Below are 20024 nucleotides of genomic sequence, written 5' to 3'. Positions count from 1 at the left end.
CAATGTCTTGCTTGGACAGCTTACCGGCCGAGCAATGTCCTTGCCTGGCTGGCCACTTGCGCCAGCATGGCCGGTGACACCACCGGAGCGGCCTGAGCGCGGGCGACGAGGCTGCGGAACTGCCGCACCGCCGCGGCATTGGCCGTAAGCCAGTCGCTGACGAAGGCATCGGGTGAACCGCCCTTCGAGCGCGCGAGGAAATCGAGGCGCATCTGCTGGAAATCGCGGGCGAGGCCGGCGACAAGCAGACGCTCCCATGGGTCTGACGGGTTCATCCGCCGCGCCGCTTGCTGTGCCCAGTCGATGCCGAGCGCCGCGCCGAGATCGGCGAAGGCACCGGTCAGGGCTGCGGCATCGACATTGAGTTCGCCTGCAAGGTGGGCGAGGCCGATGGCGCCGTCCATGTCGTAGAGGTGGACAAGGCGCGCGGCGATTTCGGCGGGCACGCCGCTGGTGGCAAGGTCGTCCGCCATGCGGCGAGCTTGCGCCTGCGCGGCACCGCGCAGCAGTTCTGCGGTGGTATGCGAAAGCAGCGCGACGCCGCCGAACAGGTCCTCGATCAGGTCGTCGGGCGATTGCGTGCCGCGGCCCGCACGCAGGACATCGGCAACATGGCCGCGCAGGCCTTGCGCCACGCGGTCGAACAGGTCGAGCCGGAGGGTTTCGGGCATCTGCGCCGAATCGAGCAGGCCCCAGGTCTTGCGCAAGTCGAGCAGGCGCTCTGCCGCGACGAAGGCCGCAGCGACCTGCGCGAGCGAGACGCCTTCCTCTTCGCACAGTTCGAACGGGATGACCGGCCCCATGCGGTTGATGATGCGGTTGGCGAGCTTGGTGGCGATGATTTCGCGACGCAGGCGGTGGTGGACGATCTCGCTTTCGAAGGGTTCCTGCATCTGCGGCGGGAAGGCTGCGACGAGTTCCTCTTCCAGCACCGGGTCATCGACCACCTTGCTCTCTTCCAGTTCGCGCTGGAGGACGAGCTTGCTGCTGGAGAGCAGGACGGCGAGTTCGGGGCGAGTGAGGCCCTGCCCGGACGCGGCGCGACGGGCGAGGTCTTCGGCGCCGGCGAGGCCCTCGGTCTTGCGATCGAGATCACCGCCTTCCTCAAGCACGTCGATCAGGCGCGACCATGCCGGCATGGCAGTAGCGCCACCGCGTTCGGCGATGGAGAGGGCCAGCGCCTGCAGGCGGTTGTCCTCGAGCACGAGGTGCGCAACCTCGTCGGTCATCGCCGCCAGCAGCTCGACGCGGGCGTTCTCGGTCAACTTGCCGGATCGCTTGGCTGCGGCGAGCGCGATCTTGATGTTGACCTCGTTGTCGGAGCAATCGACGCCGGCGGAATTGTCGATGAAGTCGGTGTTGATGCGCCCGCCATGCAGCGAGAATTCGATGCGCGCGGCCTGCGTGGTGCCGAGATTGGCGCCCTCGCCGATGACCTTGGCACGGACTTCGTTGGCAGATACGCGGACGGAATCGTTGGAAGGATCGCCGACGTCGACGTTGTTCTGCGTGCTCGCCTTCACGTAGGTACCGATGCCGCCGAACCACAGGAGGTCCACGGGGCTCTGCAGGATCAGGGAGATCAGCGAATCCGGATCGATCTCGGGCAATTCGACCCCGAGCAGGGCCTGGACTTCGGCTGAAAGCGGGATTGATTTCATCGAGCGCGGGAAGACACCGCCGCCTGCCGAGATCAGGCTCTTGTCGTAGTCGTCCCAGCTTGAGCGGGGCAGCGCGAACATGCGGTTGCGCTCTTCCCAGCTACGCGCCGGATCGGGATCGGGATCGAGGAAGATGTGGCGGTGGTCGAACGCGGCCACGACCTTGAGCGCCTTTGACAGCAGCATGCCGTTGCCGAACACGTCGCCCGACATGTCGCCGCAGCCAGCGACGCGGATCGGCTCGCTCTGCACATCGACGCCCAGTTCGAGGAAATGGCGGCGGACCGAGAGCCACGCACCGCGCGCGGTGATGCCCATGGCCTTGTGATCGTAGCCCTTCGAGCCGCCGCTGGCGAAGGCATCGTCGAGCCAGAAGTCCTTCGATTCGGCGATGGCGTTGGCAACGTCGGAGAAGGAGGCAGTGCCCTTGTCGGCGGCGACAACGAAGTAGGGGTCCTCGCCATCCCGGATCACGACGTGGGCGGGATGGACGACCTTGCCCTCGATGATGTTGTCGGTGATCGACAGCAGGGTGCGGATGAACACCTGATAGGAGGCCTTGCCTTCGGCGAGCCAGCCTTCGCGGTCCTTCGCAGGATCAGGGAGCTGCTTGGGATAGAAGCCGCCCTTGGCACCGGTGGGCACGATGACGGCATTCTTCACCCGCTGCGCCTTCATCAGGCCGAGGATCTCGGTGCGGAAGTCGTCCCGGCGGTCGGACCAGCGCAGGCCCCCGCGGGCGACCGGGCCGGCGCGCAGGTGGATGCCTTCGACGCGCGGTGAATAGACGAAGATCTCCCGCCACGGCAGCGGCTTGGGCAGGCCGGGAACAAGTGCGGAATCGATCTTGAAGGCCATTGCCTCTGCCGCAGCAGGCGCGAACGCATTGGTGCGCAGGATGGCGCCGACCAGCGCGCGGAAGCTTCGCAGGAGGCGGTCGTCGTTGATGGCCGCGACGCCGGCGAGGCCGGTCTTGATGCGCTCCTCGGCTTGGGCAAAGGCCTGATCGCGCTGGCCGGTGAAGGCAGGGTCGTGGCGGGCGACGAAGGCGGCGACGAGGCCACGGGTGACGGCGGGGGCGTTCTTGAGCGCTTCGACCACGGTGGGGATGCCGAAGGTCATGCCGGCCTGGCGCAAGTAACGGTAGAAGGCGCGGAGCCAGTTCGCCTCGACCGCGGTGAGGCCGGTGGCGACGATCAGGCGGTTGAATGCGTCATCCTCTGCCGCGCCGTTGATCACGGCCGCGAGCGAGCTTTCGATCGAGGCCGCGCGCGATAGCAGGTCTTCGATCGAGCTGTCGGCCGGGTGAGCGACGAGGAAATCGTGGATATAGCCAAGGCGGCCGCCGTCGAGCGGGGTGGGCACTTCCTCGAGCACGCGAAAACCGAAGTTTTCGAGCACCGGCACAGCATCGGAGAGGACGATCGCACCCTCGCGCTGATAGAGCTTGAGGCGCAGCACCGCCTCGCCCGGGTTGCGATGCAGGCGAACGGCACGGCGCGGGGCCTTGCTGCCCGCCAGCGTGCGCAGGACGCGGATATCGCGTGCTGCCTCGGCAGCGCCCGAAGCGTTGCGGTAGGACAAGGGGAAGGCATCGGCATAGCGCGCAGCGATCGCGGCAGCGCGCGAAGGTTCTTCGCTGGCGGCCAGCTCGGCTTCGACAGCGCCCGCCCAGCCACGCACCATGCCTTGCAATTGCAGATCGAGGGCCGCCTCATCGACCTGCCCATCCTGATCGCGCACATCGAGCACGAAGCGCAGCATGGCCAAGGTGCTGCCCTCTACCTGCAGCGACCAGTCGATCACCTGCGCACCGGCGGCCGCTTCGAGCATGTCGCGGATGGCGAGGCGAACCTCGGTCGACAGCACATCGCGCGGGAGCCAGACGAAAGCGAAAAGGTGCCGTGCGAGCGGAGCTTCGACCAGAGCAAGGCGCGGACGCGGGCGATCGACCAGGCTCATCATCGCGGTAGAGACACGCTCGAGATCGGCATCGTCGAAGCTGACGAGAAGATCGTGCGGCAGCGCAGTGAGCGCATGGACCAGCGCCTTGCCGGCGTGGCCGTTGGCGGCAAAGCCGAACTTGTCCATCAGCTCGGCAAGCTGCGTGCGCAGGCGGGGGATGCGATCTGGCGCTGCGGCAAGCGCGGCGCTGGTCCAGACCCCGGCATGGACAGACAGGGCCACGACCTTGCCACCTTCAATGCGCGGAACCATGAACAGATCAAGCGGCACGCGGCGGTGAACGTTGGCGATACGGTTCGCCTTGACGATCAGGGGCGCGCGGCCCTTTCCGCTTTCGAACCAGCGAAAGGCGCGGTCAAAGGAACTTGCGGCAAGCAGGCTGCGGTCGCTGGCGCGGCAGATGCCGAGCGCCTTCTCTTCGCTGCCATCGCGATTGCGCGTGACGCTGCCGAGCTGGGTGAGCATCCCATCGGCGAGCCAGCGCAGAAGTGCGGCGCCTTCGGGATCGGCAAGACCAGCCGCATCCTCACGCATGGCCGCTTGCATCAGCGGCCAGTCGGTAACCGCAGCGCGCACGTCTCGCAGCGTTTCCTCGAGCGCGGCGACAAGGCCGCGGCGTTGTCGGGCATCGGCGCGTTCGGTTTCGAGATAGACGATGGATTCGCGGCGTTCGCCCGAAGCGTCGCCCGCCGGAAATTCGGTGAGGTTGCCTTCGCCGTCGCGGCGCACCGCAACGACCGGATGGACGAGACGGTCGATCGCCAGGCCCTGCGCCGTAATGGCCGAGGTGATCGAATCGACCAGAAACGGCATGTCGTCGTTGATCACGGCGAGGCGCAGATGCCGACCGTCGCTATCCGAGCCGCTGACGCTTTCGATGGCGATGGCAGGATCACTGCCCTGGCGCTGTGCAGCAGCGCCGGCGGCAAAACGGGCCGCTTCGGCGAGGCGCGCAGCATCGAAATCCATCGCTTCGTCGGGCAGCAGCGCGCCGGCAAACCGCTCGGCCAAGGCCAATGAAAGCTGATCGGAGGGGGGCTGCGAAGAGGAAGCGGCAGGGGCTTGCGGACGGCTTGCGGACGTTGACGCCATGGCGTGTTCCCGACTCTCCTTGCGAGAGGATATTTCTCTCTCGTGTAATTATTGAATACGCGAGCGTATCATTATTCCAAAGGGTAATCCAGCCGTGGCGAGACCTCAAGTCCGGTTCATCGACATGGGCGGCTTAACCCGCTGTTGTGAACCCTTTGCGCACCTTTTCGTGCCGCAGGATTGCGCGCTGGTTACGTCAAGCGACGGCTAGTTCGCGGGCGGCTTCGGCGGTAAGGCGCAAGGATCGCAAGCGCGCCTGCTGATCGTAGATCGAGGCTGCGACGATGATCTCGTCGGCCCCGGTGCGGTCGGCAAATGCCGCCAGCCCGGCGCGCACCGTTGCCACCGAGCCGCACGCGCTGACCTGACGGACGTGTTCCAGCATGGCCAGTGCGGAAGGTGGCAGCGTGTCGCGGTAACCGGGCACGGGCGGCTTGAGCTTGCCCGGCGTGCCGGTGCGCAGCGCCACGAAGGCCTGATCCATCGAGGAGGCGAGAAGCTGGCCTTCTTCGTCACTTTCGGCGGCAACGACATTGATGGCGGCAGCGCAGTAGGGTGCATCGAGCGCGGCCGACGGCTGGAAGCGTTCGCGATAGATCTTCAGCGCCGCGTCGAGGTGATCGGGGGCAAAGTGCGAGGCGAAGGCATATGGCAGGCCGAGCATCGCGGCGAGTTGCGCGCCGAACAGGCTGGATCCGAGAATCCACAGCTGCGGCCTTGCACCCTTGGCCGGATAGGCCTGCAGCGGCACGCGCGGATCGCCTGCGAACTGAAGCTGGAGTTCGACCACGTCCTGCGGAAAGTCCTCGGCGGCGCGGTTGGTGTCCTTGTGCAGGGCGCGCATGATGCGCTGGTCAGCGCCAGGGGCGCGGCCAAGGCCGAGATCGATCCGGCCCGGAAACAGGGCATCGAGCGTGCCGAACTGTTCGGCGATCACCAGCGGATTGTGGTTCGGCAGCATGATCCCGCCCGAACCGATGCGGATCGTTGAAGTTGCCTGCCCGATGTGCGCGAGGGCGACAGCCGTGGCGGCACCAGCCAGACCTTCCATGCCGTGATGTTCGGCAACCCAATAGCGCTGGTAGCCGCATTCCTCCGCCACGCGCGCGGCGGCGGCGGAGTTGTCGAGCGCGGCCCGCGCTGTCCCGCCCTCGACCACACTGACCAGATCGAGGACGGAGAGTTTCATGACGCCGGCTTTCCTGCGGTTTCGGGTGAAACCGATTTAGGTGCAGGGCCCAGCTGTTCAAGGTAGGATCGGGCAGTCTTGCCCGCTTCGCCGTCCTTGTCCGCCGAGACAACCGATTCCCACGACTTGCGCGCGGCGTCGTCCCGGCCGGACAGCACGGCAATGACGCCAGCTTCCAGGCCGACCTGCGGATCGCGCGGGCCATATTTCGCTGCCACTTCGATATCGCGCTGCGCCCGGTCGAGTTCGCCGTTGCGGCGGGCAAGAGTGGCAGACAGCAGCCAGCCCTCAGGTTCCTCCGGCGCGAGGCGATGCGCTTCATCGAGTGCGCCGCCAGCCTCGGCGAGGCGGCCTAGCGCCACGAGCGCGCGCGAACGATCGCTCTGCATCGCGCCGAGCGCGGCGTTGTCGGCGAAACCCTTGATCGCCAGAGCGCGGTCGAACCAGCCGAGCGCCTGTTCGGCCTTGCCGCCGGCCAGAGCCGCGTTGCCGGCCATCGCCATCAGCGGCACGGCGGCGACTTCCTGCTCCTTGGGCACGCCAGACACGGCCTGTGCGAAAGCTTCGAGCGCGCCATCAAAGTCGCCGGCATTGGAGCGCAGCATGCCAAGGCACTGGTTGGCGCGGACCTGCTGGCCAGAGTCGCGGCTTTCGCCCAGCCATGTCTGCACCTCGACCATCGCCGCATCGGGATCGGTCGCCGCTTTTTGCAGGCAGTAGGCGAGGCGGTCCTGTTCGGGCAGGTCGGGCCGCTCTAGACCCGCTTCCTTTTCGGCCTGCCGCTGCTTTTCGGGATCGCGGCGGCGCGGGATCGGCAAATCGGACGGACGCATCGGCATGGTGGCGGGACCAATCTGCATCAGGGAGGCCTGTTGCTCGATCCGGTGCTCCACGGCGAATAGCGGTGCGGGAAGATCGATCATGGCAGGCTTTTCCTTCGGCACGTCAGGCGGCTTGTCCGGCAGCGAGCCCGGCGAGTTCGCGCAGGAGCAGCGCGATATCGGCGGGGCGCGACAGCCGGTGATCGCCGTCCTTGATCAGGTGCACCTGCACATCGGCTGAACGCAGGGCGCGGGCAAGGTTGATAGAGATTTCCCACGGCACGTCAGCATCTGCCTGGCCATGGATCAGGCGGACCGGTCCTTCAAAGGCAATGCCGCTGGCCAGGCGCTTGTGACGTTCGGCATCTGAAAAGAACCCCGCGTGAGTCGGGGTAGGCTCGGGGCCATAGGGGTTGTCTTCATAGATCGTACGCCCGGCGGCGAGCTCGATCCGCTGTGACTGCGACAGGCCCCATTCGGTGAAGTCGGGCGCAGGCGCAATGCCGACAAGCGCCCTGGTCCTGTCGCCCAAGGCTTCGGCGAGAAGGAGCATCAGCCATCCGCCCATGCTGGAGCCCACGAGTTGCACGCTGTCGATGCCGAGGTGATCGATCAGGGCGACGATCTCGTCACGCCATTTCGAAAGGCGACCATCGGCGAAATCGCCGTCGCTCATCCCGCAGCCGGTATAGTCGAGCAGCAGGCAGCCATGGCCCCGCTGTCGCGCCCATTCGAGGACGGCCTGCGCCTTGCCGCCGGCCATGTCGGACATGTAGCCCGGGAGGAACACGATGGTCGGAGAAGTGCCGGCGAGGTGGCGGTAAGCCATCTGCTGGCCGGAAGGCAGGGTAAAGCGCGCTATTTCAGTCATGTCCCTGACATGGCCCGCAAGCGGCGGCGCGGCAAGCTCGGTTCAGCGGAAAAATCAGGGTGACGTGCGGCGGGGGATACCGTTCAATCTTCGCGCTGGAAGATATCTTCGATCGGAAGGGCGAAGACATCGGCAATGCGGAAGGCGAGCGGGAGCGAGGGGTCGTACTTGCCTGTCTCGATCGCGTTCACCGACTGGCGGCTGACCTCGAGCTTTTCGGCAAGGTCGGCCTGGCTCCAGTTCCGCTCGGCGCGCAGGACCTTGAGGCGGTTCTTCATTCGCCACCTCCGTGCCGCTCCAGCAGCGCGTTGATGCAGCCGCCAAGGCCCAGGCCGGCGAACCACAGGACCGTGGCGTAGAAGGCCGGGACGTGAGGGAGCAGGCCGAAGCTTTCGACGAAGCCCCATGCCGTCGCCACGCTCAACGTGAAGCCGGTGGCGATGAGGATCTGCCGGGTCATCAGGTAGCGCTGGTATTCATCGCGCAGCGAGGTCAGCAGGCGGCCGATCGCCACGAATACGCCGATCACTGGAAGCGCGGGAAGCAGCGCAGCAGCATAGGCGCTGAGGCCGGTGGGGGCGCTGTTCTTAAAGAACAGGTTCACGCCGACCAGCGTGGCGACGTAGCCGCCCATCAGCAACATAACGGCGCGCGTGTAGCGGCGGTGTTCGGGCGTCATCCGGGCGACCATGGTTCAAGCCTCCTGCTGGCGGCGCAGGCAGCGCGTGCCCGAAAGCGCAGCGCTGAGCGGCACGAACAGCACGGCAGTGGTGGTGGAGCCCTTCGGCAGAACTTCGAAGATATCGAGCAGGGCAATCACGACCATCACGAGGGCGGTCACGGCGGGAAGGGCGAAGCGAATCATGGGTCAAGCCTCCTTGATCATATGACAAGGTTACTTGACCTTTTGCGCGGAGATGTCAAGCATCATTGTCATCATGGCAATGGTACTTGACCTGATAGACCTGATGACTCGGTACTTTTTCCGCGCTAGAAGCCCGGCGACATGGCACGCCTGACGACCAGCACTACAACTACTACCCCCGCGGGCCGGGGGCGGTCGCTGCTGGCCTAGCGCCCGCTGCGATGCCGCCGCCCGGTTCGGGTGGCTTTGCGCATCGCCTCCCGAACCGACCGATTTGCCTGATGCGCGCCCTTCCGGTGGCGGCGCACCTGTGCCAAAGCGCTGCCAACAGATTGCAGAGAGACCCGCATGTCCGAGTTGCTGAAGATCACCCTGCCCGACGGTTCCGTGCGCGAGGTTGCGCCGGGCAGCACTCCGGCCGACATAGCCGCCGCGATTGGCCCCGGCCTCGCCAAGGCGGCGCTGGCGGCGAAGGTCGATGGCGAGCTGGTGGACCTTTCGCGTCCCTTCACGGCTGACGCGCAGCTGGCGCTGGTGACGGCCAAGGACGAGGCGGACGCGCTCGACCTTGCGCGGCATGACTATGCCCACGTGCTCGCCGAAGCGGTGCAGGCGCTGTTTCCGGGTACGCAGATCACCTTCGGGCCGAGCACCGACGACGGCTTCTATTACGACTTCGCCCCGAAGGACCGCCCGTTCACGGATGAAGACCTGCCTGCCATCGAGGCGGAGATGCGCAAGATCATCGCTGCCAACAAGCCGCTGCGCCGCGAGGTGTGGAGCCGCGAACAGCTGATCAGCCGCTGGAAGCAGCAGGGCGAGAGCTTCAAGGCCGAGTGGGCCGCCGAACTGCCCGAGGGCGAGGAACTGACGGTCTACTGGTCGGGCGACGACTGGCTCGACATGTGCCGGGGCCCGCACCTGCCCTCGACCGGCAAGCTCGATCCGGCGGCGTTCAAGCTGACGCGCGTTTCGGGTGCCTACTGGCGCGGCGACCAGAAGAACGCGATGCTTTCCCGCGTCTATGGCACCGGCTGGCTCAACAAGAAGCAGCTCGATGCGCACCTCATGCGGCTGGAAGAAGCGGCGAAGCGCGACCATCGCAAGCTCGGCAACGAGATGGACCTGTTCCATCTCCAGCAGGAAGCCCATGGCAGCGTGTTCTGGCACCCCAAGGGCTACCTGATCTGGCGCGAGCTGGAAGCCTACATGCGCCGCGCCATCGACGGCGCCGGCTATCGCGAGGTCAAGACGCCGCAGGTCATGGATGCGCGCCAGTGGGAGCAGTCCGGCCACTGGGGCAAGTACCGCGAGAACATGTTCGTCATCCCCGACGAAGTGCCGAACGTCGAGGACGAAGGCCCGATCGTTTCGGACGATGCCGACTGGATGGCACTGAAGCCGATGAACTGCCCGGCGCATGTGCTGATCTTCCGGCAGGGCATCAAGTCATACCGCGAACTGCCCTTGCGCCTGTATGAAAACGGCTGCTGCCACCGCAACGAACCGCACGGCGCGCTGCACGGGCTGATGCGCGTGCGCCAGTTCACGCAGGACGATGCGCACATCTTCTGCCGCGAGGACCAGATCGTGTCCGAAGTGCAGGCGTTCTGCGAACTGGCCGACCGCATCTACAAGCACTTCGGCTTCACCTACTCGATCAAGCTCGCGCTGCGCCCGGAAAAGCGCTTTGGCACCGAGGAAATGTGGGACAAGGCCGAGGCAGAGCTGCGCGCCGCCGTGGTCCGCGCAGGGCTTGCCACCGAAGAGTATGGCTGGGAGGAACTGCCGGGCGAAGGCGCGTTCTATGCGCCCAAGCTGGAATGGCACCTGACCGACGCGATCGGCCGCACCTGGCAGGTCGGCACGATCCAGTCCGACCGCGTCCTGCCCGAGCGGCTTGATGCAACCTACATCGGCGAGGATGGCGAGAAGCACCGCCCGGTCATGCTGCACCGCGCGATCTTCGGATCGTACGAGCGCTTCATCGGCATTCTGATCGAACACTTTGCCGGACGCCTTCCCGCGTGGCTGGCACCAGTGCAGGCCGTTGTCGCGACGATCGTTTCGGATGCTGACGACTATGCCAAGGATGCGCTGGCCAAGCTGAAGGCGGCGGGCATCCGGGCCGACACGGACCTGCGCAACGAGAAGATCAACTACAAGGTCCGTGAACACTCGCTGCAGAAGGTCCCCTTCCTGCTGGTCGTGGGCAAGCGCGAGGCCGAGGAAGGCACCGTGGCGATCCGCACCTTGGGCGAACAGCACCAGAAGGTGGTATCGCTGGATGAGGCGATTGCGCTGCTCAAGAGCGAAGCGACGCCGCCGGATCTGCGGAGCTGATCACGCTCGACCTGCCGATCCTTTCGCTCGGGCTTTGCGCACTGGCGGCGTTCGTCGCTGCCTTCGTGCGCGGGCTGGCGGGGTTTGGCATGGCGATCCTGCTGGTGCCGCTGATCGGACTGGTCATCCCGCCGGGCGAAGCGGTGGTCGTTTCCAACATGCTTGGGCTGCTGATCGGGCTGGTCGGCGCGCGCAAGGTGTGGGCCGCCGGGGAGAAAAGCGCCGGGGCGATTGGCGGTCTTGCCATGTTGCTGACGCCAGCCGGCCTGCTCGCCCTGTTCGCAACGCCGCCGGAAGTGGCGCGCGTGCTCATTGCCGTGGTGGCGATCGGTGCGTTCGTGATGGTGCTTCTTCCTGCCCGGCCCGGTCATGCGCCGGGCAAGGTAGAGACGGGCCTTACCGGAGCGGCAGCGGGCCTGCTCACCGGGTTTGCCGGCATGCCCGGGCCTCCGGTCGTCCCCTATTACCTGCGTCGTCCCATCCCGCGCGAAGTGGCCCGCGCCTCGATGCTGACGGTGTTCCTGCTGACGTCGATCGCCAGCACTGCTGCGGCGCTGGCGCTGAAGCTGGCCTCATGGCGCGATGTGCTCTTCGCCTTGCTGCTGTTCGTGCCGGTGCTGGTCGGCAACCACCTGGGGTCTCTTGCCTTCGGCAAGGTCAGCGATGCGGCATGGCGCGGCTTCGTCGGCTTCCTGCTTGCCATGTCCGGACTGATGGCCGTGGCCAGGCTGATAACCCCAAGTTAAGCGCTTTCCCTTATGCCCTCCTGCGATTGAACGGTTGAGGGACCGAAGACGCATGACCCTGCACTTCCGCGCTTTGGCCGAGCAGGCCGCCAAGGACAGCGCAATCTCCGTAGGGGAAATCCTCGAATTGCGGCGCGCGGCATGGCCCGATGGCAGGATCGATCCCGAAGAAGCCGAAGCGATCTTCCTGCTTAACGACAAGATCGCCGAGCCCACGCGCGAATGGTCCGACTTCTTCGTCGAGGCGCTGGTCGAATTCGTGGTCAACGGAACCGAGCCCAAGGGCTATGTCTCGGACGAAAATGCGCGCTGGCTGATCGAGCGCGTCTCGCACGATGGCAAAGTGGAAAGCCCGACCGAGCTTGAACTGCTGGTCAGGGTGCTGGAGAAGGCACTGTCCGCACCCGATGACTTGCGCTTGTTCGTGCTGGATCAGATCGAACGCGAAGTTCTGACAGGGGAAGGCCCGACGCGCTGTGGCGGCACGCTTGCTCCAGGCAGCATCACCGAAGCCGAATGCAGCCTGATCCGTCGCACGATCTTTGCCTCCGGCGGGGATCGCCCTGCCGGGGTAAGCCAGCGCGAGGCGGAAATGCTGTTCCGCCTGAAGGATGCCACGTTGGGCGCGGACAACGCTTCTGCGTGGGAGCGACTGTTCGTGCAGGGCGTGGGCAATTACCTGCAGGGCTGGAACGGCGCCAAGGGCATCACGCGCGAGCGGGCGGGCGAGCTGGAAGCTTTCATGGACGACCGCTCGCCCCATCTGGGCCGGTTCTTTGGTCGCATGGCAAGGGTCGATACTGGCAGCTTCGTGCGGGCCGTTCGCGAAGTCGGCTTCGGGCGCAGGCAACCGGGCCGCGATGTTGCGGGCGAAGCTGCGCGAGAACATGCCGTGACCGATGCCGAGAACCTGTGGCTGCAGGCGCGCATCGACGCTGACGAGCAGGTCGATCCGCTGGAAAAGGCGCTGCTGGCGTTCCTTGCCGAAGGTTAGACTGTAAAGCTTTCACCGCAGCCGCAACTGCCTTTGGCGTTGGGGTTCTGGAACACGAATCCGGCGGTGAAATCGTCTTCCTGCCAGTCCATCGTGCTGCCGATCAGGTAGAGCACCGAGGCGCTGTCGATGAAGAACAGACCGCACGGCGTTTCGATCTTTTCATCAAGCGGGTTGGCCTCGGTCACGTAGTCGACCGAGTAGGCCAACCCTGAGCAGCCGCGACGGGGCGTCGACAACTTCACGCCGATCGCGCCTTCGGGAGCCGTGGCCATGAGATGCGCCACGCGCGCCTCGGCCGAGGGCGTGAGGATCACCGCAGCGGGGCGGGGACGGCGGGGCTTGGTCTGCGTTTCGGTCGTCATGGTGACACCTATATGGGGAGGCGTTACAGCATTCCCAGTTCAAGCTTGGCTTCGTCGCTCATCTTGGCGGGGTCCCATGCCGGGTCCCAGACAAGATTGACCTCGGCATCGCGCACACCGGGCACGGCCGAGACACGAAGCTCGACCTCGCCCGGCATCGATTCGGCCACCGGGCAATGCGGCGTGGTCAGCGTCATGGTGACGGTGACATCGGAATCGTCCGAGACATCGACGCCGTAGATCAGGCCGAGGTCATAGATATTGACCGGAATTTCGGGGTCGAAGATTTCCTTCAGCGCGGCAATCACGCCTTCGTAGATATCTCCGCCCGGTTCGGCGGGCGAGACGGCCTCAGGCTTCGCGGCGAGGAAGCCTTCGAGGTAGTCGCGCTTGCGCTCGAGCTTTTGGGCGGACGTTTCTTCCACTGCGTCCTCCACGAACGCGCGCTTCGGTGCCGAGACGGCTTCCACTTCCTCGACCGCGAACTTGGGATCGTTCTCGCTCATCCGAAAATCCTCTTGGTCCTTTCGATGCCGCGCACGAGCGCGGCGATATCGCTTTCATCGCTGTAGATGCCGAAGCTCGCGCGCGCCGTCGCGGGCACGCCGAGATGCGCCATCAGCGGCTGGGCACAGTGATGCCCGGCGCGGATGGCGACGCCTTCCTCGTCCAGAATCGTGCCGAGATCGTGCGGGTGCACGCCTTCGAGCGCGAAGCTGAGGATGCCGGCACTTTCCGCAGGGCCGAACAGCTTGACCGAGTTCATGCGCCCGAGCGCCTCGCGTGCCTTGGCCACCAGCGCGCATTCGTGGGCGTGGATGGTGGCGAGGCCTTGCGCCTGAACGAAATCGACTGCTGCGCCAAAGCCGATAGCCTCGACAATGGCGGGCGTGCCGGCCTCGAACCGCTGGGGTGCGGGGGCATAGGTGGTCTTCTCGAAAGTGACCCTGTCGATCATTGCGCCGCCGCCCTGCCACGGCGGCATGGCATCGAGAATCTCGCCCTTGGCCCAGAGCGCGCCGATGCCGGTGGGGCCATAAAGCTTGTGAGCCGAGAAGACGTAGAAGTCCGCGTCCAGCGCCTTCACGTCGACGGTGAGGCGCGCGACCGACTGGCAACCATCGAGCAGGATCTTCGCGCCGACGCTGCGGGCAAGGGCTACTGCGCGCTTTGCATCAAGCGTGGAGCCGAGCACGTTGGACACGTGCGCGAAAGCGACCAGCTTGTGCGCAGGCGTGATCATGCGTTCGGCGGCATCGAGATCGATCAGCCCGTCCTCGGTCAGCGGGCAAACATCGATCTCGACTCCGGTACGCTCGCGCAGCATCTGCCAGGGCACGATGTTGGCGTGGTGCTCGAGCGTGGAGATGAGGATGCGGTCACCCGCCTTGAGATTGGCTACACCCCAGGTCTGTGCGACGAGGTTGATCGCCTCGGTCGCGCCGCGGGTGAAGACCAGCTCGTTCTCGGCGCCGCCGACGAGTGCAGCAACCTTGCGGCGCGCAGCTTCGAAGGCCAGCGTCATGTCGGCCGAGCGGGCATAGACGCCGCGATGAACGGTGGCATAGTCGCGGCCCAAGGCGCGCACCATCGCATCGATCACAACTTGCGGCTTCTGCGCGGTGGCGGCAGTATCGAGATAATGCCAGCGGCTGCCGTCAGGATTGACGAGGCCGGGCCATTCAGCGGTGCGGGTCAGGGCATCGACGGTCACAGCACGGCATCCAGCGCCTTGAGCGCGGCTTCGGTAAGCGACTCTTCATCGGCGGCACCGACGAAGGCTTCGGCGATGAAGGCATGAAGCATGAGCTTCTTAGCCTCGGCTGGTGGAAGGCCGCGCTGGGCGAGGTAGAACAGCCCCTGCGGATCGAGTTCACCGACTGCGCAGCCGTGGGCGCACTTGACGTCGTCGGCGTAGATTTCCAGCTCTGGGCGGGCATTGGCAGTGGCAGTGCGATCCAGCAGCATCGCCCGGATCGACTGTTCGCCGTCGGTGCCGATCGCCCCGCGCGCCACAACGACGCGGCCGAGATACGTGCCCGTGGCCTTGCCGCCGAGGACCGAACGGACGACCTGGCTCGAAACCGCGTCAGGCTCGGCATGGACGACCTCGGTGACGATCTCGGCGGTCTGTTCGCCGCCGGCGATCTGTGCCGCGCCGAGATGGAACTTCGCGCCCTTGCCAAGCGTGACCTTGACCGCAATGCGGCCATAGGCGGACCCGGCGTTGAGCAGGCGCAGGTCATATTCCGCGCCATCTTCCAGAGTGATCGCGATGTCCTGCGCGGCGTCGTTGGCGCCATCGAGCACGACAGCGCTTGCGCCCGTCTCGCCCGCAGCGACGCGGATATCCTGCACCGGCAGCGGCCAGAGCGCTTCCAGCGCCGCAAGATCGGCGTAGCGGAAGGCTTCTTGCCTGCGGGTGGGCAGCGCGGTCATGCCGCGACGGCCTCGTAGCCGTGCTCTTCGAGTTCGAGCGCCAGTTCAGGCCCGCCGCTCTTGACGATGCGGCCGCCGGCAAGGACGTGGACAAAGTCGGGTTTCACGTAATCGAGCAGGCGCTGGTAGTGGGTGATCAGCAGCACGGCCTTTTCGGGCTTGCGCATGATCGCGTTGATGCCTTCGCCGCAGATGCGCAGGGCGTCGATGTCGAGCCCGGAATCGGTTTCATCGAGGATGGCGATCTTGGGATCGAGAATGCCCATCTGGACCATCTCGGCACGCTTCTTCTCACCGCCCGAAAAGCCGACGTTCACCGGGCGCTTGAGCATGTCCATGTCCATGCGCAGCAGGCCCGCCTTCTCCTTGGCCAGCTTGAGGAATTCGCCCCCCGAAAGGGGTGCCTCGCCGCGTGCCTTGCGCTGGGCATTGGCGGATTCGCGCAGGAACTGCACGAAGGACACGCCGGGGATCTCGACCGGGTACTGGAAGCCGAGAAACAGGCCCGCCGCCGCGCGTTCATGCGGTTCGAGTTCGAACAGGTCGGTGCCATCCAATGTGGCGGTGCCGCCGGTCACTTCATAACCGGGCCGCCCGCCGAGCGTGTAGCCGAGCGTGGACTTGCCCGCGCCGTTCGGCCCCATGATCGCGTGGATCTCACCCGCGTTGATGGTGAGCGACAGACCCTTGAGGATCGGCTTGTCGGCAACGGTGGCCTGGAGGTTCTGGATTTCGAGCATGGTCATCTCTCTCAGTCGCGAGCCCGGGTGTGGGGGCTGCGCTGCGGGCGGGCGCCGGAGCGCGAATAGGACGGACGCGAAGGACGCGAGGCCGCGCGCAACTCATCGTACCGGGCCTTCATCTCGCGCAGGACGGCAGCGCAGGCGCCTTCAGGATCGCCGAGTACTTCGGCAGCATCATAGCGGATGACCTTGATGCCGACTTCGGCAAGACTGGCATCGCGGCGGCGCTCAAGCTCCGGCGCATCGCCACGGTCAAGCGCGACGACCAGCTTCAGCGACTGGCTCGCGAAATCGACGATGGCCGAACCGATCACGGCGTAGCGCTTGAACTTGTACTTTCCGAGATCTTCCTTCGCCAGTTCCTCGGCCAGCGCGAGGTGAGCCTCGTCCGGTTCGCGGCGCAACTGGCGCGCCATGTCGTGGATCGCATCGAGGCGCGAACCGGAAATGGCCCAGCCGCGACCCTTCTTCTGGATCTTGGGCGCTTCGGCACGTTCGCCGACGGGGCGGAGGGTAAGAGTCTTCTTCAACCAACTGATCCTTCAAGGCTGATACCCAGCAGCTTCTGCGCTTCGACTGCGAATTCCATCGGCAGTTGCTGCAGCACCTCGCGGGCGAAGCCGTTGACGATCAGGGCGACGGCGCTTTCCTGATCGAGGCCGCGCTGCATGGCGTAGAACAGCTGGTCGTCGCTGATCTTGCTGGTGGTGGCTTCGTGTTCGATCGTGGCGCTGGGGTTGCGCACTTCGATATAGGGCACGGTGTGCGCGCCGCATTCTGCGCCGAGCAGCAGGCTGTCGCACTGCGTGAAGTTGCGCACACCTTCGGCCTGCGGGGCCACGCGGACGAGGCCGCGATAGGTGTTGTTCGACTTGCCCGCAGAGATGCCCTTCGACACGATCGTCGAGCGCGACCCCTTGCCGTTGTGGATCATCTTGGTGCCGGTATCGGCCTGCTGGTAGTTGTTGGTGACGGCAACCGAGTAGAACTCGCCCACGGAATCCTCGCCGTTCAGGACGCAGGACGGATACTTCCAAGTTATCGCCGAGCCGGTTTCGACCTGCGTCCACGAGACCTTGGAGCGGGCACCCTGGCACAGCGCGCGCTTGGTGACGAAGTTGTAGATGCCGCCCTTGCCTTCCGCGTCACCGGGATACCAGTTCTGGACGGTCGAGTATTTGATCTCGGCGTCATCGAGCGCGACGAGTTCCACGACGGCGGCGTGAAGCTGGTTTTCATCGCGCTGCGGGGCGGTGCAGCCTTCGAGGTAGGAGACGTAACTGCCCTTGTCGGCGACGATCAGGGTGCGCTCGAACTGGCCCGTGTTCTCCGCGTTGATGCGAAAATAGGTCGAGAGCTCCATCGGGCAGCGCACGCCCTCGGGGATGTAGACGAAGGTGCCGTCAGAAAAGACCGCGCAATTGAGCGTGGCAAAGTAGTTGTCGTGCATCGGCACGACCTTGCCGAGCCACTTCTTCACGAGGTCCGGATATTCGCGGATCGCCTCGGAGATCGAGCGGAAGATCACGCCTGCCGCTTCCAGCTCCTTGCGGAAGGTGGTCGCGACACTGACGGAATCGAACACGGCGTCGACGGCAATCTTGCGCGCCCCCTCGACGCCGGCGAGCACCTTCTGCTCCTCCAGTGGAATGCCGAGCTTTTCATAGACGCGCAGGATTTCGGGATCGACCTCGTCAAGGCTGCCGAGCTTGGGCTTGGCCTTGGGCGCGGCCCAGTAATAGGCGTCCTGATAGTCGATCGGCGGGATGTTGAGCTTGGCCCAATCGGGCGTGGGCATGGTCAGCCAGTGGCGATAGGCCTTGAGGCGCCATTCGAGCATCCATTCCGGCTCGTCCTTCTTGGCCGAGATGTAGCGGACGGTGTCCTCGGACAGGCCCTTGGGCCCGTACTCCTGCTCGATATCGGACGACCAGCCATGCTCGTACTCGGCGACCTTTGCAGCGGCCTCGCGCGCGGCCTGATCCTTGATTTCGACGTTCTCGGTCATGCCATAACCTCCGTCACCGCTGCGGCAGGACGGGACAATTGGGTGAGCGGTATGCCCGCCAGCGCGCCGCGCAATGCGGCATCGACGGCAGGCCAGTGCGGACGGACGGTGCACGCGGATTCCAGCGTGCAATCATGGCGCCCATGCTCGCTGCAGGGCGTGAGCGCAATGGGGCCTTCCACGGCTTCGACGATATCGGCCAAAGTGATAGCTGCTGCCGGGCGCGCCAGCTTGAGCCCGCCACGCGCTCCACGGACAGACTTCAGCAGCCCTGCGGCCGAAAGCTTGCTGACCAGCTTCTGCACGGTCGGCGCCGGCAGGCCGGTTTCATCGGCGAGTTGTTGCGCACAGACGCGGCTCTGCCCGCAATGGCGCGCAGCGGCGGTCATCGTGACAACGGCGTAATCGGCCATGCTCGAAAGGCGCATCTGCAAGGGTCCCGGTTGCGGCCCGCGCAAATCGGACCGAATCACTCCGGTTATCTAGGCGCGGTGCCTTCCCTGCACAAGCGGGCGCTCGTCCAAAAAGAGAGCGGAAAAAATGGGCGGCAAAAAAGGGCGGCCGAGCCCAATGGGTCATCGGCCGCCTCAAAGTCGAGAACTCGTTGCATAACTGCACCGAGCCCTTCGGGTCGCAGCGCCTTACTAAGCAGAAGCCCTTGCAGAGAATTGTATGGATTCGACAATTCCGGTGGCAAATGCGCAACATACCAAGCGCAATCAATTACAATTGCTGTCAGATTCGAGAAGAACAGGCTTGGCCGACAGAAGATAACGTCGCAAAGACTCGCCGGGGTGGTCCGGCGGCATGGCGCATCGGAATTGCCCCCGATTCGACCTTCACCATTCGCAGAACCCGGAACCGTTTGCCCGTGACGCCATATTCGCTGCTGCGCCCCCTGATTTTCCGGATCCCTGCCGAACCTGCGCATCGCCTGACCATCCGCGCACTCGCGATCAATCCGCCTTCGGGCAGACTGGCCCCCACGCCCAATCTCGCCCAGCGCATCGCCGGCATCGCCTTCCCCAACCCGCTGGGCATGGCCCCGGGGTTCGACAAGAATGCCGAAGTGCCCGACGCCATGCTCGGGCTGGGGTTTGGCTTTGTCGAAGTGGGCACGGTCACGCCCCTGCCGCAGGAAGGCAATCCCAAGCCGCGGCTGTTCCGCCTGATCGAGGATCGGGCCGTGATCAATCGAATGGGCTTCAACAACGAAGGCGCGCAGGCCGTGACCAACCGCCTGATCCGACGCCGTGAGACGGGCAAGCACGGACTGCCGGGCATCGTTGGCGTGAACATCGGCGCGAACAAGGACTCGGCCGACCGCATTGCCGACTATGCTCAGATGACCCGGCTGATGGCCCCGCTGGCATCGTATCTCACCGTCAACATCTCGTCGCCCAACACGCCGGGCCTTCGGGCGCTGCAGGATGAAGGCGCCCTTTCGGCCCTGCTCGACGGCGTGATCGAGGCGCGCGGCAACATGAACGTGCCGATCTTCCTGAAGCTTGCGCCCGATCTCGAACCGTCGGACATCGATGCGATCTGCCGCATCGCTCTTGAAAAGCGGCTCGCCGCATTGATCGTTTCGAATACCACGATCACCCGGCCGGCCTTGCGCTCGGCCCATGCCGGGGAAGCTGGCGGCCTCTCGGGCGAACCGCTGCGCGAACTTGCGCTGCAGCGTCTGCGCGATTTCCGCAAGGCAAGTGGCGGCGCGATTCCCCTGATCGGCGTGGGCGGTATTGCAACGGTTGATGATGCCTGGGCCCGCATCCGGGCTGGTGCCAGCCTGATCCAGATCTACAGCGCAATGGTCTTCGAGGGCCCCGGTCTTGCCAGGCGCCTGGTCGCAGGACTTGAACGGAAGGTCCGCGAAGCCGGCATGACGTCCATTGCCGAGGCGGTCGGCACCGAATAGC

The 20024-nt window shown here is 65.4% G+C and carries 19 protein-coding genes; 4 read left to right on the top strand and 15 right to left on the bottom strand.

Going from position 1 to position 20024, the window contains the following annotated elements; genetic code table 11:
* Positions 1-20: 20 nt before the first annotated feature.
* The 7 genes from AC3WLM_RS09055 to AC3WLM_RS09025 all read right to left on the bottom strand — a co-directional run bounded on the left by AC3WLM_RS09055 (position 21) and on the right by AC3WLM_RS09025 (position 8464).
* Positions 21-4718 carry an NAD-glutamate dehydrogenase gene (locus AC3WLM_RS09055; protein ID WP_492477170.1) on the bottom strand — a complete coding sequence of 1566 codons (4698 nt, stop codon included), beginning with the start codon at positions 4716-4718 and terminating at the stop codon, positions 21-23.
* Between the two features lie 196 nt (positions 4719-4914).
* The gene (locus AC3WLM_RS09050; RefSeq protein ID WP_492477169.1) at positions 4915-5907 is read right to left on the bottom strand and encodes an LLM class flavin-dependent oxidoreductase; all 993 of its coding nucleotides are present in this window, start codon (positions 5905-5907) and stop codon (positions 4915-4917) included.
* Positions 5904-6830 (bottom strand): tetratricopeptide repeat protein, encoded by a 927-nt coding sequence (locus tag AC3WLM_RS09045; protein ID WP_492477168.1) that lies wholly within the window; start codon positions 6828-6830, stop codon positions 5904-5906. Before AC3WLM_RS09045 ends, AC3WLM_RS09050 begins: the two co-directional genes overlap by 4 nt.
* Positions 6831-6852: 22 nt before the next feature.
* The gene (locus AC3WLM_RS09040) at positions 6853-7599 is read right to left on the bottom strand and encodes an alpha/beta fold hydrolase (RefSeq protein WP_039333053.1); all 747 of its coding nucleotides are present in this window, start codon (positions 7597-7599) and stop codon (positions 6853-6855) included.
* A gap of 83 nt (positions 7600-7682) precedes the next feature.
* Positions 7683-7877: a helix-turn-helix transcriptional regulator gene (locus AC3WLM_RS09035; protein WP_039333055.1), complete on the bottom strand. Its 195-nt coding sequence runs from the start codon at positions 7875-7877 to the stop codon at positions 7683-7685.
* The gene (locus AC3WLM_RS09030) at positions 7874-8290 is read right to left on the bottom strand and encodes a hypothetical protein (protein WP_492477167.1); all 417 of its coding nucleotides are present in this window, start codon (positions 8288-8290) and stop codon (positions 7874-7876) included. Before AC3WLM_RS09030 ends, AC3WLM_RS09035 begins: the two co-directional genes overlap by 4 nt.
* A gap of 3 nt (positions 8291-8293) precedes the next feature.
* Positions 8294-8464 (bottom strand): hypothetical protein, encoded by a 171-nt coding sequence (locus tag AC3WLM_RS09025; RefSeq protein ID WP_156135734.1) that lies wholly within the window; start codon positions 8462-8464, stop codon positions 8294-8296.
* Between the two features lie 348 nt (positions 8465-8812).
* On the opposite strand from AC3WLM_RS09025, the gene thrS reads away from it, so the two are divergent.
* From thrS to AC3WLM_RS09010, 3 genes are read left to right on the top strand one after another with little or no spacing between them, the layout of a single operon-like run.
* A complete protein-coding gene (thrS, locus tag AC3WLM_RS09020) occupies positions 8813-10807 on the top strand; it encodes a threonine--tRNA ligase (RefSeq protein WP_039333058.1) in 1995 nt (664 codons plus the stop codon).
* Positions 10804-11553 carry a TSUP family transporter gene (locus AC3WLM_RS09015; protein WP_039333060.1) on the top strand — a complete coding sequence of 250 codons (750 nt, stop codon included), beginning with the start codon at positions 10804-10806 and terminating at the stop codon, positions 11551-11553. Before thrS ends, AC3WLM_RS09015 begins: the two co-directional genes overlap by 4 nt.
* A gap of 52 nt (positions 11554-11605) precedes the next feature.
* A complete protein-coding gene (locus tag AC3WLM_RS09010) occupies positions 11606-12547 on the top strand; it encodes a hypothetical protein (RefSeq protein WP_492477166.1) in 942 nt (313 codons plus the stop codon).
* On the opposite strand, the gene AC3WLM_RS09005 is transcribed toward AC3WLM_RS09010, so the two are convergent.
* Genes AC3WLM_RS09005 through AC3WLM_RS08970 form a run of 8 tightly spaced genes read right to left on the bottom strand, consistent with a single transcriptional unit; the run spans position 12544 to position 18530 of the window.
* The gene (locus tag AC3WLM_RS09005) at positions 12544-12912 is read right to left on the bottom strand and encodes a HesB/IscA family protein (RefSeq protein WP_492477165.1); all 369 of its coding nucleotides are present in this window, start codon (positions 12910-12912) and stop codon (positions 12544-12546) included. The genes AC3WLM_RS09010 and AC3WLM_RS09005 overlap by 4 nt on opposite strands.
* Before the next feature lie 23 nt (positions 12913-12935).
* A complete protein-coding gene (locus AC3WLM_RS09000; protein WP_039333064.1) occupies positions 12936-13418 on the bottom strand; it encodes an SUF system Fe-S cluster assembly protein in 483 nt (160 codons plus the stop codon).
* Positions 13415-14626 (bottom strand): cysteine desulfurase, encoded by a 1212-nt coding sequence (locus AC3WLM_RS08995; RefSeq protein WP_492477164.1) that lies wholly within the window; start codon positions 14624-14626, stop codon positions 13415-13417. Before AC3WLM_RS08995 ends, AC3WLM_RS09000 begins: the two co-directional genes overlap by 4 nt.
* Complete coding sequence (locus AC3WLM_RS08990) at positions 14623-15351, bottom strand: SufD family Fe-S cluster assembly protein (protein ID WP_062342373.1); 729 nt, start codon at positions 15349-15351, stop codon at positions 14623-14625. Before AC3WLM_RS08990 ends, AC3WLM_RS08995 begins: the two co-directional genes overlap by 4 nt.
* Positions 15348-16091, bottom strand: coding sequence for a Fe-S cluster assembly ATPase SufC (gene sufC, locus AC3WLM_RS08985; RefSeq protein ID WP_039333070.1), 744 nt, complete (start codon positions 16089-16091; stop codon positions 15348-15350). Before sufC ends, AC3WLM_RS08990 begins: the two co-directional genes overlap by 4 nt.
* Before the next feature lie 11 nt (positions 16092-16102).
* Positions 16103-16624 carry an endonuclease domain-containing protein gene (locus AC3WLM_RS08980; RefSeq protein ID WP_039333072.1) on the bottom strand — a complete coding sequence of 174 codons (522 nt, stop codon included), beginning with the start codon at positions 16622-16624 and terminating at the stop codon, positions 16103-16105.
* A complete protein-coding gene (gene sufB / locus AC3WLM_RS08975) occupies positions 16621-18102 on the bottom strand; it encodes a Fe-S cluster assembly protein SufB (RefSeq protein WP_039333074.1) in 1482 nt (493 codons plus the stop codon). Before sufB ends, AC3WLM_RS08980 begins: the two co-directional genes overlap by 4 nt.
* Entirely contained in the window at positions 18099-18530 is a 432-nt protein-coding gene (locus AC3WLM_RS08970) for an SUF system Fe-S cluster assembly regulator (protein WP_039333076.1), read from the bottom strand. The genes sufB and AC3WLM_RS08970 overlap by 4 nt, the downstream gene beginning before the upstream one ends.
* A 443-nt stretch (positions 18531-18973) precedes the next feature.
* On the opposite strand from AC3WLM_RS08970, the gene AC3WLM_RS08965 reads away from it, so the two are divergent.
* Positions 18974-20023, top strand: coding sequence for a quinone-dependent dihydroorotate dehydrogenase (locus AC3WLM_RS08965; RefSeq protein WP_039333077.1), 1050 nt, complete (start codon positions 18974-18976; stop codon positions 20021-20023).
* The last annotated feature ends 1 nt before the right edge of the window (position 20024 follow it).

The sequence above is a fragment of the Novosphingobium sp. FW305-C-30-35 genome (assembly GCF_058783135.1).
This window is presented reverse-complemented; position numbering and strand designations above follow the sequence as displayed.